The 12365-nt window shown below is 62.0% G+C and carries 11 protein-coding genes; 4 read left to right on the top strand and 7 right to left on the bottom strand.

Going from position 1 to position 12365, the window contains the following annotated elements; genetic code table 11:
• Positions 1-14 precede the first annotated feature (14 nt).
• From P3G66_RS16105 to P3G66_RS16095, 3 genes are read right to left on the bottom strand one after another with little or no spacing between them, the layout of a single operon-like run.
• Complete coding sequence (locus P3G66_RS16105; RefSeq protein WP_030536186.1) at positions 15-1055, bottom strand: NAD(P)-dependent alcohol dehydrogenase; 1041 nt, start codon at positions 1053-1055, stop codon at positions 15-17.
• Positions 1052-2206, bottom strand: a complete 1155-nt coding sequence (locus P3G66_RS16100) for a serine hydrolase domain-containing protein (protein WP_054188272.1) — start codon at positions 2204-2206, stop codon at positions 1052-1054. Before P3G66_RS16100 ends, P3G66_RS16105 begins: the two co-directional genes overlap by 4 nt.
• Positions 2203-3591, bottom strand: a complete 1389-nt coding sequence (locus tag P3G66_RS16095; protein WP_197494271.1) for an NAD(P)-binding domain-containing protein — start codon at positions 3589-3591, stop codon at positions 2203-2205. Before P3G66_RS16095 ends, P3G66_RS16100 begins: the two co-directional genes overlap by 4 nt.
• Before the next feature lie 167 nt (positions 3592-3758).
• On the opposite strand from P3G66_RS16095, the gene P3G66_RS16090 reads away from it, so the two are divergent.
• On the top strand, positions 3759-4415 hold the full coding sequence (locus tag P3G66_RS16090) for a TetR/AcrR family transcriptional regulator (RefSeq protein ID WP_058038401.1): 657 nt from the start codon (positions 3759-3761) through the stop codon (positions 4413-4415).
• Between the two features lie 3 nt (positions 4416-4418).
• Here P3G66_RS16090 and P3G66_RS16085 read toward each other — a convergent pair whose 3' ends face one another.
• The 3 genes from P3G66_RS16085 to P3G66_RS16075 form a co-directional block, all read right to left on the bottom strand.
• Positions 4419-4991 carry a TetR/AcrR family transcriptional regulator gene (locus tag P3G66_RS16085; RefSeq protein ID WP_007730294.1) on the bottom strand — a complete coding sequence of 191 codons (573 nt, stop codon included), beginning with the start codon at positions 4989-4991 and terminating at the stop codon, positions 4419-4421.
• Between the two features lie 36 nt (positions 4992-5027).
• The gene (locus tag P3G66_RS16080; RefSeq protein WP_050654997.1) at positions 5028-6143 is read right to left on the bottom strand and encodes an agmatine deiminase family protein; all 1116 of its coding nucleotides are present in this window, start codon (positions 6141-6143) and stop codon (positions 5028-5030) included.
• A 157-nt stretch (positions 6144-6300) separates the two neighbouring features.
• The gene (locus P3G66_RS16075; protein WP_065351584.1) at positions 6301-7884 is read right to left on the bottom strand and encodes a helix-turn-helix domain-containing protein; all 1584 of its coding nucleotides are present in this window, start codon (positions 7882-7884) and stop codon (positions 6301-6303) included.
• A 172-nt stretch (positions 7885-8056) separates the two neighbouring features.
• Between P3G66_RS16075 and P3G66_RS16070 the strand changes: the two genes are divergently transcribed.
• Positions 8057-8887, top strand: coding sequence for a siderophore-interacting protein (locus P3G66_RS16070; protein WP_064443569.1), 831 nt, complete (start codon positions 8057-8059; stop codon positions 8885-8887).
• 54 nt (positions 8888-8941) lie between these two features.
• Positions 8942-10027 (top strand): ABC transporter substrate-binding protein, encoded by a 1086-nt coding sequence (locus tag P3G66_RS16065; RefSeq protein WP_050655000.1) that lies wholly within the window; start codon positions 8942-8944, stop codon positions 10025-10027.
• A 96-nt stretch (positions 10028-10123) separates the two neighbouring features.
• On the opposite strand, the gene P3G66_RS16060 is transcribed toward P3G66_RS16065, so the two are convergent.
• Positions 10124-10504, bottom strand: a complete 381-nt coding sequence (locus tag P3G66_RS16060; RefSeq protein WP_276116898.1) for a hypothetical protein — start codon at positions 10502-10504, stop codon at positions 10124-10126.
• Positions 10505-11158: 654 nt separating this feature from the next.
• On the opposite strand from P3G66_RS16060, the gene P3G66_RS16055 reads away from it, so the two are divergent.
• Positions 11159-12316 carry an acetyl-CoA C-acetyltransferase gene (locus P3G66_RS16055; protein ID WP_030536178.1) on the top strand — a complete coding sequence of 386 codons (1158 nt, stop codon included), beginning with the start codon at positions 11159-11161 and terminating at the stop codon, positions 12314-12316.
• The last annotated feature ends 49 nt before the right edge of the window (positions 12317-12365 follow it).

Genomic DNA, 12365 nt, shown 5'->3' with positions numbered 1-12365 from the left:
GTGCCTTTCGAAGATTAGGGTACGAGCACTGCGCGTCCGGTGACCTTGCCGTGTTCGAGACGGTCGAGTGCGTCGCGGGCATCAGCGAGGTCGAAGCGGGCTACTTCTACCGTTACCAGACCGGCCTGTGCCAGGGCGATGGAATCGACGAGGTCGTTTCTGGTGCCGCCGTACGACTTCCGGATCGATGCGCCCCACGGCCAGCCTGGTCCGCCGGCAGCTTCGGCAGTGATTCCGGGGTTTCCGCCTCCGAGACCTACCATGCGATACGCGCCGTTCGGCGCAACCGCTTGAACGGACATCTGTGCAGTTGCGTCGATACCGACGAAGTCGAAGATGACTTCTGCGCCTCTGGCCGATGTGAGGTCGAGGATGTGCTGCGCGGTGTCCGGTCCCGATTCGAGCGTGATGTCGGCGCCGCAACGTTTGGCGAGATCGAGTTGATCCTGTCCGACATCGACGGCGATGATGCGCACGGCACTGATTGCGCGAAGTATCTGTACTGCAACGTGACCGAGTCCGCCGACGCCGATCACGACGGCGGTGGCACCGGGCTGGAGATGTTCGCGGGCACCGCGAATGGCGTGGTAGCTCGTCAGTGCCGCATCGGCGAGAGGTGCGGCCTGCAGGAAGTCGAGGTCTCCGATGGGTACGAATGAGCGAGCCGGGATCTTGACGTACTCGGCCATCCCGCCTTCGGGACCAAGCCCGGGGCAGGGCGGCATCGCGGTGCGTCCAGCGGCGAGGCACATATTCTCGTTGCCGCTCATGCATTCTCGGCACTGTCCACATGACCAACAGAGGTAGACGACGCCACGCTCTCCGACGGAACGGCCGTCGACGCCACTCCCGACGGCTTCGATCGTTCCGGCAATTTCGTGGCCGATAGTCAGCGGTTCTTCGCGCATCTTGTACGGAAAGTGCAGGAGATGGAGATCGGAGTGGCAGATTCCAGCTGCGCCCACCCGAATCAGTAGTTCCGACGGGCCGATCTCCGGGACCGGCACGTCGTTGATTTCCAGGAGCCCGGGCCCCATGAGCTGGGCTGCCTTCATGAGCTGACCTCGCTGACCTCGGAGTTGTATGCGGCGCTCAGGTACGCGTTGCTGCGGTCGGATCCGATCAGGCCCGGTGCCATCTTGTTCATGACGTAGGCGAAGGTCATCCGTCGGTCCAGATCGTTGACCAGCATCGAGCCGCCGATACCTGCCCACCAGCAGGTGCGTCCGTCGGGAATCAGTGGCGCGGTAACCGGATGTGGCAGTCCGTAGCCGATGCCGAACTTGAGTGGTGTCATGATCCCGAGATCGATACCGTCGGCTTGGATCTCGAAGATCAGGTCGATGGTGCTCTGCGAGAGCAGCTTCCGGCCGTCGAGCACACCACCGTTCGAGATCAGGGATTGGACCCGAGCGATAGAACGTGCGTTGCCGTGGCCGTTGACTGCGCCGATCTCGGCTTCCCGCCAGGGTGCGGTGTTGACCTCGGGGTAGTCGAGCAGTGGGCAGGTCAGGGTCTTGATGAAGATGCTGTCCTGGTCGAGCGTGGACAGGTCGAACTCCAACGCGGGCGGCGGAACCATGGTGGCGATTCGACCGAAATGCTCTGCGGACGTGCCGATATGGAAGTCGGCTCCCAGTGGACCGGAAAGCTCTTCGGCAAAGAACCTGCCGAGAGTTCGCCCGTCGATGCGACGAATGACCTCACCGACGAGATGGCCGTAGTTGATCGCGTGATAGCCCGACGCCGTACCCGGGGTCCACCAAGGCTTCTGGGTAGCGAGGCGAGCGGTGGACGCCTCGAGGTCGTAGATGTCCGTCAGTTCGATCGGGCGCTCCCAACCGGAGACGCCAGACGTATGCGACAGGAGGTGGCGAACTTCGATGTCTTCCTTACCGTTTGCCGCAAATTCGGGCCAGTAGTGAGCAACTTTCTGGTACACGTCCAATTGGCCGCGTTCGACCAGCAGGAGCGCACACAGGGCCGTCATGGTCTTGGTGATGGAGAACGTGTTGACGATGGTGTCGCTGCCCCATGGAGTGGTACGGGATTCGTCGGCGTACCCGCCCCAGAGATCGACCACGGATTCTCCGGCGACGGTGATGGCAACAGAGCCGCCGAGTTCTTCACCGGATTCGAGTTGAGCCTCGAAGGCGGTGCGGACGGCGTCGAACTCGTTGTCGCAGTGACCGTTCACCAGACTCATGCGCGATCCGCCTTCTCGAGTTCGTGTGCTGCTGCACGCGCGGCAACAGGTAGCTTGTTTCCGGAGGCCGCAGCACGCTTGGTGCCCTTGGCGATTTCCTTGTTCATGTTGCGGACGTAGGGATCGAACTCGAGCTGAATCGTGTGGCGTGGTGACTTGTAATAGGGGGCGAGGAAGTACGCCTCGTCGGCTTTGGTGATCTCCTGCATCTCGTTCGAGGACGGCAGTTGGTATTTACCGGTGAGGTAGGCCGCGACGAGCTTGCTCTGCTGCTCGGCGAAGTTGACGAGCGTCGGCATGGGCTGCGCGAGTCCCATGAAGAAGAGGTTGTCGATTCCGGGCTTCATCATTCGTTTGAACAGTGGGAATCGGTTGTCCTTGTCCGGCAGCAGATTCGGATCACTGAAGAAGGGGAAGCTGATGTTGTAGCCGGTGGCGCAGATGACCACGTCGACGTCCTCGGCGGTGCCGTCCGCGAAGTGAACCTGCTTTCCGTCGAGTTTGGTGATGGCAGGCTTGAAGGTTATGTCGCCTGACCCGGCGCGTCCGAGGAACTCGCCGCTGGCCGACGGGTGGGCCTCGAAGGGGCGGTGGTCCGGCTTCGGCAGACCGTAGCCTTCCATCGTTCCCAGATTCTTGCCGAGGAATCGACGACTCAGGAACAGTCGTAGACCACGCGGCATCCAGGGCGGGGTGATCAGTTTGTCGCCGGGTACACCGCCGAGATATTTCGGCAGTACCCAGACTCCACGGCGAGCCGACACGATGAGCTTGTCGGCGAGGTATCTCTGGCCCAGTTCGGAGGCAATATCCAAGCCGGAGTTGCCCATTCCGACCACGACTACCTTTTTGCCGCGCATGTCGACCGGGTCGAACGGGTCGTTGTAGCTGTGGCTGTGCATGAGGACCCCGTCGAACTCACCGGGGTAGTCCGGGATGTTGGGATCCCAATGATGTCCGTTGCAGACCATCAGGACGTCGTAGGTGCGAACTTCGCCGTCCGAGCGCGTGATGGTCCACAGCCCGTCTGTATCACGTTCTGCTGCAACAACACTGGTGTTGAAGATGATCGACTCACGCAGTCCGAAGTGCTCGACGTAGTCCTTGAAGTACTGGAAGAGTTCGGAGTGGTGCGGGAAGTCGGGAAGGTCAGCGGAGACCGGGAAGTCCTCGAATGCCAAGCGCCACTTCGACGTGTCGATATGCAGGCTCTGGTAGCAGGCCGACATCCCGTTGGGATTCTTGTAGTACCAGTTTCCGCCGACCTCGTCGGACGCTTCGTAGCAGTCGAAGGGTATTCCGAATTCCTTCATTCGCTTGGCCGTCGTGATTCCGGTAGGCCCGGCGCCGATGATGCACACGCTCGGCAAGGGGGAGGGGCTCATTCGCCATCGCTTTCTGTTCTGTCTCGGGCGTGCGAGAAGAAGAATCGAATCCCGAGAAGTGACTTGAGTCATAGTGCGCCACTCGCTGACATTGTGTCAATGAATGACGCAATGTTTTTTGGTGACGGCGAGTCGGTGATTTGCCAGGAGGTTGAAATGCGAGCAAGGTGGGCGACGTGAGCACGACTACGGACGGCCCGAAGAACAGGCGGGGAACACTTCGCGACGAGCAGAAACGCGCGACGCGGGCCAAACTCGTGGACGCCGCACGCACTCTGTTCGAGGAGCGGGGATACGCGGCCGTGACGGTCGATGACATCGCCTCGGTCGTCGGATGCAGTAGAGCCACGTTCTACGTGCATTTCGCCAGCAAAGTGGAGATGCTCAAGACGATCGGCGCGGCCGGGATGGCGGCGAGTGCGTTCGCTTTCTACATCGATCTCGATCGGGTCCTCGACACGAACTCTCGCGTGGAATTCACGGCTTGGCTGGAGCGTGCCTTCGACTGGTTCGACGAGAACAAACGCCTGCTGCCGGCGTGGGACGAGGCCGTGGCACTCGAACCGGAGTTCCGCGAGACAGCGCGAGACGGTATGACCCAACTACCGAATGCCATGCCCAAGTACCTGGGCCGTTGGCCGGAGGAACAGCACGACGAGGCACGGTTGCGCGTCGAACTGCTCGTGAGTCAGTTGGAGCGATTCTTCACACGCTGGGCCGTGCAGGGGACAATCGATGTGACGCGGATTCAGGCCGCCGAAGTTCTGACCGACATCTGGTTCCCGGCTCTGTCTCCGGAATCGAAGGGCGTCGGCGAGCGGTAGAGGCTAGCTCGGATCGATCTCCACACTGATCGCGCCGGTGAGCAGTTCTCGGGCTCGTTCGATGGGGATCGAGCCGCTCAGCCAGCGTTCGCTCAGACCCTCGACCAGGGCGGTGAGTCGTTCGGCGGCGTCGGCCGGGCTTGCCTTCGGATCAGCGAGCCCGGCATCCTGCGCTTGGCGTATCAAGGATTCGACGTCGTCGGCCCACTCTTGCGTCGTGGTGCGTAGCGGTTCGCGCAGCTCGTCGGCGAAGACTGCGCTTGCTCGGAGTTCACCCCAGGCGATGCTGTTCTCTCGAATCTTCGGGGCATTCTGAAACTCCAGCAGGAGCATCTGCTCGAGCTGCGCACGAGGGTCTGTCTCCGTGAAGGCGCTTTCGGTGTACAGCGCGGCGCGATCGTTGATGTGATCGAGGGCCCGGCGCAGCACACCTGCACGGTTCTGGAAGTGGTAGTAGATGAGTGCCGTCGACACTCCGGCCTCGGCAGCGAGCGTCTCCACCCTCAGCCCGCGTACGCCGTGTTGGGCAATGACGCGGACTGCTGCTTCCAAGATTTGCGTTTGGCGGTTCGACACGAGTCCGAATTCTACGAGGGTGGTCGGGACAGGTTTCTAGTCCGCGGGTTCCTGCTGGGTGGTGCAGTGAATGCCGCCACCACCCGCGGCGATGGCGTCGATGTTGATCTGCACGACACGGCGGTCGGGGAAGAGGCGCTCCAATTCACTTCTGGCGGCCTGGTCGGCCTCGGGGTCACCGAACTCGGGTGCGATGACCGCCCCATTGCATACGTAGAAGTTGATATATCCGGCTGCGAAATCGTCCGATTCGAAGTCGGGCCTGATCGCGACCGGCGCCTCGAGGACCACCACTTCCAGCTTCCGTCCCTGTGCGTCGGTCGCGTTCTGGAGAATCTCGAGGTGACGTGCGGTCACGTCGTGGTCGAACGACTCCGGGTCTGTGTCGAGGCCTGCGACCACGACACCTGGGCGTGCGAAACGGGCGTAGAAGTCCGTGTGGCCGTCCGTGATGTCCTTGCCGGCGATTCCCGGTAGCCAGATGATCTTGTCGAGACCGAGCAGGGGGCCGAGTTCGGCCTCGACGTCCGACTTCGACCATCCCGGGTTGCGGTTGTTGTTGAGTACACAGCTTTCGGTGATGATGGCTGTGCCTTCGCCGTCGACCTCGATGCCGCCGCCTTCGAGGATCAGGTCGGTAGGCAATGATTCGACTCCCGCACGGGCGGCAACGAAAGCTGCGACCTGGCCGTCCTTATCAAAATCCTGCTTCTCGCCCCAACCGTTGAAGTTGAAATCGATACCCGCTTTGGTCCCGTTGCCTTTCACGAATACAGGGCCGGTGTCGCGCATCCAGAGGTCGTCGAGAGGCGCGGCGATCAGTTCGACCGATGGGCCGACGAGGGAGCGAGCCAAGTCCAGTTCCTCGGAACGAACAAGCATCGAGACGGGCTCGAACTGCGCGATGGTCTGCGCGATAGTCGCGAGGTTGCGCTGGACTTCGGGCAGGAGGGCTGCTCCCCAGATCGCTTCGCTGGCACCGAACGCCATCCAGGTGCGCTTGTGCGGATCCCCCTCTTCCGGCATCACCCACTCGCGAAGATCGTCGTCTCCATTGCTCCCGCCCGAGGCTGAGTCGGAATCGCCGCAGCCTGCCAAAAAGAGGCCACTGAGCGCAGCGGCGCCTGCCTGAATGAACCGACGTCTTTGCATTGCGGTGACTCCTTGTGCTGTGTGCGTGCGCGCCCGGTCCGCGTCCTGCTTGCATGGAGCGTAAACCTTGACTGAAAATTTAGTCAAGGAAGTAGTGCCAGTTCGAGACCGTTTCGGCGGGCGACACGACGGATCGAAGGACTCATCCGTCGGAAGGTCACGAGTCGATGAGTCCTTCGACCGTTCCCCGCCATCCGCGGCGCTGGTAGTCCCGGGGCGACATGCCGTGGGCACCGATGAAGACCTTGGTGAATCCGGACGCGTGCGCGTAGCCGAGTCGACGGGCGGTATCTCCGGCCGAGAAGCCCTCCTCGAGATAAGCGCGGGCGAGGGTCATCCGCAACTGACCGCGCCAGCGCGGGAAGCTCTGGCCGGTGGCCGCTACGAAGCGTTTGTGGAGCAGGCCCTCGTCGACGCCGAGTCGAGCGCTCCACTCCGGCAGCGTGCGCGAATCGGTGGGGTCCGCGCGGAGTGCGGTAAGGATCGTTTCGACAGGATCGGTTCGGCCGCCGGGTGTCCGCGTCGCCGCGCTGTTTCGGATCAGCCTCGAGATCCTCGCTGGGTCATGGATTTCGGGGCGCAGAAGGGTGTAATTCGCAACGACCGTGTGTAACAGATACGCCTCCGCTTCGCGCGCGAAGTGCAGCACTCGTGGCGGCGGTGCAGTGACGGGAGAGTCGCCAGGCTGGGATCCGAGCGGAAGTAGAAGCGAACCCTCCGCGATCTCGACGCTGTTGCGTACTCCCGCGGGAAGCCACATCGCGTCGCCCCGCCTCAGATTCCAGGTTCGGTCGCCGAAAGTGACCCGGGCGGAGCCTCGGTAGATCCAGACGATGACGTGAAAGTTGTTGACCCTGGCCCACGTTCCGCTTGCGGGAATCGTCGGCGGTATCGGCGCCGAGCCTGAGTGGGCGCCTTCCTCGGACAAGAGTACGACGCTCTGTGCCAAGGTCTCGTTCTCATGGATCGGCGCTGAGCCTTGGTTTGCACGTGTGTAGTCACTGGGTGTCACACCGGTGTGTTCACGGAAGGCACGGGTGAATCCCGCGGGCGTCGCGAATCCGACCTGCCCACCCGTCCATCCGATTTCGCGGCCGGAGTTCAGGTATGCGATTGCTGCCGCGATCCGGGCCGAGGTGCGCCAACGCGCGAAAGGCAACCCCGTCTCCTCCGTGAATCGGCGCTGCAGGGTGCGGACGCCGATCTTGAGTTGCCGGGCGAACTGGGAAAGCTCCGTGTCGTCGGCTGGCGTCCGTAGAAGCGTGCGAGCGATCTCGAGGGTCTCGGCCGAGCGTGGCAAATTCGGTGGGGCGTACGACACCGAAGCGTCGGCGTCGTTGGAATGGGCCCCCGCGACAAGCTCGAGTAGTCCGGCCCCCACAGTCGCCCCACCGCGCAGAAATCCCAAGTTGTGCGCGAACTGGTGGACGAGCCAGTCCTGCCAGGCTGCCGGGATCTCGAAATCGATGATCCGGTTCAACGTGGGCGGCAGGTCGGCAGCGGGCATCGGAATGGGAAACGCGACCGCTCCCGGGTCGACTCGGATGCTGTAGGCGATTCCCGCGGGCACCCAGGTTGCCGCCCCAGCGGTCACGCTGCGGGTGCGGTCGCCGATCTGTAGTTCCGCGTGTCCGGTGTGTACCCAGAAGAGCAGTGGCTCACGTGCATTCGCGATCGAGGAGAGTCGGGACGCGGGGATCTCGGGGACTTCGCCCGCGGAGAACACCAACCGTGGTCCCACGTATGCCCTCCCGATTCAGATGCTTTCTCACGCAGCCACCGATGAGTGTAAGAAGTCGGCACGCACGGATAACCGTAACCGATTAGGGCAGGCTAGCTTTATTCAATGGCCCTCCCGCCGTGATCGAGCGTGGGTCGAACCCCCCGTCTGTGCGCTTCCGAGGAGTCTTTCCGTGCCCCGAAACACCCGTCCGACAACGGCGTACTCAGTCACCTTGCGTGAACTCGAGGTACGTCGGGTGACAGACGTGACGCCGGGCATGCGGAGAGTGACGCTCACCGGAGCGCAGCTCGACACCTTCACAAACGCCGACGGCTTTGCCGAGCCCGCCTTCGTCAGCACCGGCTTCGACGACGACCTCCGATTGTTGTTCGCCTATCCTGGCGAAACCGATCCGGTCTTGCCGGTGATAGTCGACGGCACTGTGACTTTCGCAGCGGGACGCCGTCCACTTGCCCGCGCGTACACCGTGCGCCGTTACGATCCGCGAACAAGGGAACTCGACGTCGATTTCGTCGTTCACGGCGGTGGAGTTGCTACCACCTGGGCGCGCGACGCCGGCCCGGGCGACCGAATGCACATCGCGGGTCCCTCTGTATCGCAGGGACTCCCGGAAGATTGCGAGTATCTGCTCGTCGTCGGTGACGAGACGGCGCTACCTGCGATCGCACGTCTGCTCGAGGAATTGCCTGCCGATGTCAGGGGGCATGTGTTCGTCGAAATTGCGGACTCGGCTCACATTCAATCGGTGCGCGAGTTGCCCGGGGTGAGTGTCACGTGGTTGCCACGCGAGGGGGCGGAGCCCGGCACTAATTCTTTGTTGCTCGACGCGGTCAGTGCAGTCGAATGGCCTGACGGACGCGTATTCGCTTGGCTTGCAGGCGAACAGGCGACGATTCGCTCGCTTCGGCGTCATTTGATTCGTGATCGAGGAATTGCGAAGACCGACATCGATTTCACCGGCTACTGGAAACGCAGCGACACAGTGCGCACAGATTCCTGACCCGGCTCCATCGCTCGGTAAGACCGAAGCGCTCGATAACACCGAAAGGCAGAAATGACAGTCCTGCGCACCAGACGATCACGGATCATCGGACTGATCGGGGCCGCGCTCGCCGCAGCGCTCCTTGTGTCCGGGTGCTCGGCCTCGGCCGAAAACTCGAAAACGGCGTCCACTCCCGGTTCGGAGGGGAACGCCCTTCCCGCTGCGGAAGGAACGACTACTTACCCGCTGACCCTGGAATCGCCATATGGTACAGGTATTCTCGAGAAGCGCCCGGAGCGGGTTGCCGCAATCGTCCCCAATGCCGTCGACACGGAAATGCTCCTCGCGCTCGGCGTCAAACCCGTTCTCTCCTCGTCGATGGTCAAGGAGTCGGCTTCCCAGTCGTACTTGCTGCCTTACGGCGCAGAGGATCTCGACACCTTCGAGTTCGCGATGGGCGGCACACTTCCCGTCGAAGCGATCGCCGCGAGCGAACCTGACCTCATCGTCGCCGTCGGCTGGGCCGACGGCCTGGGTGGTTTGTCGATGGGCGATTACTACGAACGTTTGTCCTCAATCGCACCGGTGGTGACGAGCCCCGACACGAAGTCGCGGATGCTCGTGCCGTGGAAGGAATCGATCCGCGTACTCGGCGAGACACTCGACCTCTCGAAGGCAGCCGAAAAGATCGTGGCGGACCATGATCGGTATTTTGCGAAGGTGCGTCAGGAGAACCCTGAACTCACCGGCCTGACCGCAACCTGGGCGATCTTCTACGGAACCGGCAATGGGCTGCAGTACCTTTCAGCGCCCGATTCGGCTCCGGCAACTTTCTTGGGCGAGCTCGGTTTTGCCGAGAACCCGCGTGCACAGGAGTTCGTCACCCAAAGCACTGTCGGCGAGGAACTTCTCGAGAACATCGATGCGGACTTCCTGCTGATCGGCCGCAGTGCCGCCGGCAGCGAGGAGGATTTCGACAAGCTGACCGGCGGGAAGCTCTTCCAAGCGCTGGGAGCGGTGTCCTCCGGTCGTTGGGTCGCTCTGCCTCCTCGCACCGCCGACGGTGGCGACGTTCTGTGGGCAATCACGAGCGGTGGCCCGATCGGAACGATGTGGGCGGCTGAACATATCGTGCCGCTCATCAGCGCGAAGCTGTAGGCGTACAACTGGAGAACGGAAAGCCCTCACCCGTCGCCACACGATTGTGTGGCGACGGGTCGTTCGTACAGCAGGTGTCCCGGGTTTGGGGGTTGCCTATGCGACGAAGAAGGTTGCGAAACCCGGGGTGACAGGTCCGGCGGCAGGCAATATGGCGACGGCAACTTGCCCGGCTCCAGTCTGCAGGGTTGCCTCTCCCGGGGTTCCTTGGTTGTCGCCAGAAAGCCGACCGGAGCCGGAGGCTCCTGTCGAGAGGTTCATCCAGCGCACTTCCGTCGAAAGCATGCAACCCCACCGCTCGTCTTTGGCGCCGGTGATCGTCACCGTGCCAGGTTGTTCGCCGACTACCGCCACACAGTGGACAGGGGGTGCATCGAAGCTGCCGTTTGGGTTCCCGAAAGGCGCCGGGTTGATTTGGAACGGAACGGTGACCGCCGCGGAGGCAACGGCTGCGGGCGCGAGAACCGAAACGGCCACTATGGATACGCAGGCAGATAATCGGCGTACGAGATTCGTCACGGTAACCTCCGGTAATCGAAGACGGTGTGGTGCCCATGCTCTACCCGGAGCGCAATTACCGCAAGGGGATCCAGTTTTCGAGCCAGCGGCGGTTCATGAATCGCTGAGTGCGTGACCGTTTGTAGAATCGTTGTCCTGCAACGCGTATCGGTTTACGAAGCCTGTATTGGGCGGTGAATAGCCCAATCGTGCTGGGCTCCACCGAAAGTACTAACTTTCCAGCCATCGGCCAGCCGGCTTGCGGTGTAGCTCGACAAAGCTGGTGTTGTTCGCAAGGCGGGCTGAACGATTTCTCAGGGAAGGCAATGGATATGGATGATGCGCTCGTTCCGCTCGAAGATGCACTCCCGCAGCTGTTCTCGCATCTTTCGCGGTTTCACGCTGGCGTGAGGGGTCTGCGGCGTGGGCAGCCAAGCCGCGTTTGGGGGTCGAGCCTCGAACTGTCGAATGATTGCGACAGCAGTGGATTTCGTTGGATAGAAGTGCGGAGACCAATCCTGTGGTGGTGGCTGCGGGTCTCGAAATCACGTTTCATCTACCAAACAAATGCTTGATCGCTAGAGTGTGTGCGACATCGAAAGCCCGACAAAGCTCGATTTCGAAGGAGTTCGTATGGTTGCACCTCAGGCTTATGTCGTCGATGCGCTCCGCACTCCGGTGGGTAAACGGCACGGCTCGCTCGCAGGAGAGCACCCAGCGGACATGGGGGCCCACGTGATCACATCGATTCTCGACCGCACTCGACTGGACCCGATGGCCGTCGACGATGTGATCTTCGGTTGTGTCGACGCTATCGGGCCGCAATCGGGCAACATTGCCCGCACCGCCTGGCTTTCAGCAGGCCTACCGTTGGACATCCCAGGAACGACAGTCGACAGACAATGCGGATCTTCACAGCAAGCCGTCCACTTCGCAGCGCAAGCGGTCATGAGCGGGACCCAAGATGTGGTGCTTGTCGGCGGTGTGCAGAACATGTCCTCGATTCCTATCTCGGCGGCAATGCGTGCCGGCAACGAGTACGGATTCGACACGCCCTTCAGCAAGTCCCGGGGGTGGGCAGCACGATTCGGCGAGGCCGAAATCTCACAGTTCGTCGGCGCCGACCTGATTGCCAAGAAATGGGGTATCAGCCGTGAAGACATGGAGGAGTGGGCACTGCAATCGCATCAGCGTGCCCGTGCTGCCATCACAGACGGCCGATTCGAGCGTGAGACAGTGTCATTGGGCCAATGCGTCGTTGACGAATGCCCACGAGAGACATCCATGGAGCAGATGGCTGCACTGCCCGCATTGAGGGATGGCTCGTTGCTGACGGCTGCTGTGGCTTCGCAGATCTGTGACGGCGCATCAGCGGCCCTGATCGTCTCCGAGAAGGCGCTCGAGGTTCATGGATTGAAGCCACGTGCGCGCATTCATCATATGAGCGTGCGCGGCGACGATCCGATGCTGCAGCTCTCGGCGCCGATACCCGCGACGAAGTATGCACTGGCGAAATCCGGCATGGCGATCGGCCAGATGGATACCGTAGAAATGAACGAGGCATTCGCTTCGGTAGTTCTGAGCTGGTTGATCGAGACGGGTGCAGATCCCTCCCGGGTCAATCCCAACGGTGGTGGAATCGCACTGGGCCACCCTCTTGGGGCCACTGGCACCAAGTTGTTCGCCACGATGTTGCACGAGTTGGACCGCATTGATGGACGGTACGGACTCCAAACCATGTGTGAGGGTGGTGGGACCGCGAACGTCACCATCATCGAGCGGCTGAGCTGAAATCGCCGACTGCGGTCATCACCTGGGTACGACGGGACCGGCAATGTAT

Source organism: Rhodococcus sp. C3V (assembly GCF_029269915.1).
Lineage (GTDB): Bacteria > Actinomycetota > Actinomycetes > Mycobacteriales > Mycobacteriaceae > Rhodococcus_F > Rhodococcus_F qingshengii.
The sequence above is the reverse complement of the archived record's forward strand: the minus strand, read 5'-3'. Positions and strand labels throughout refer to the sequence as shown.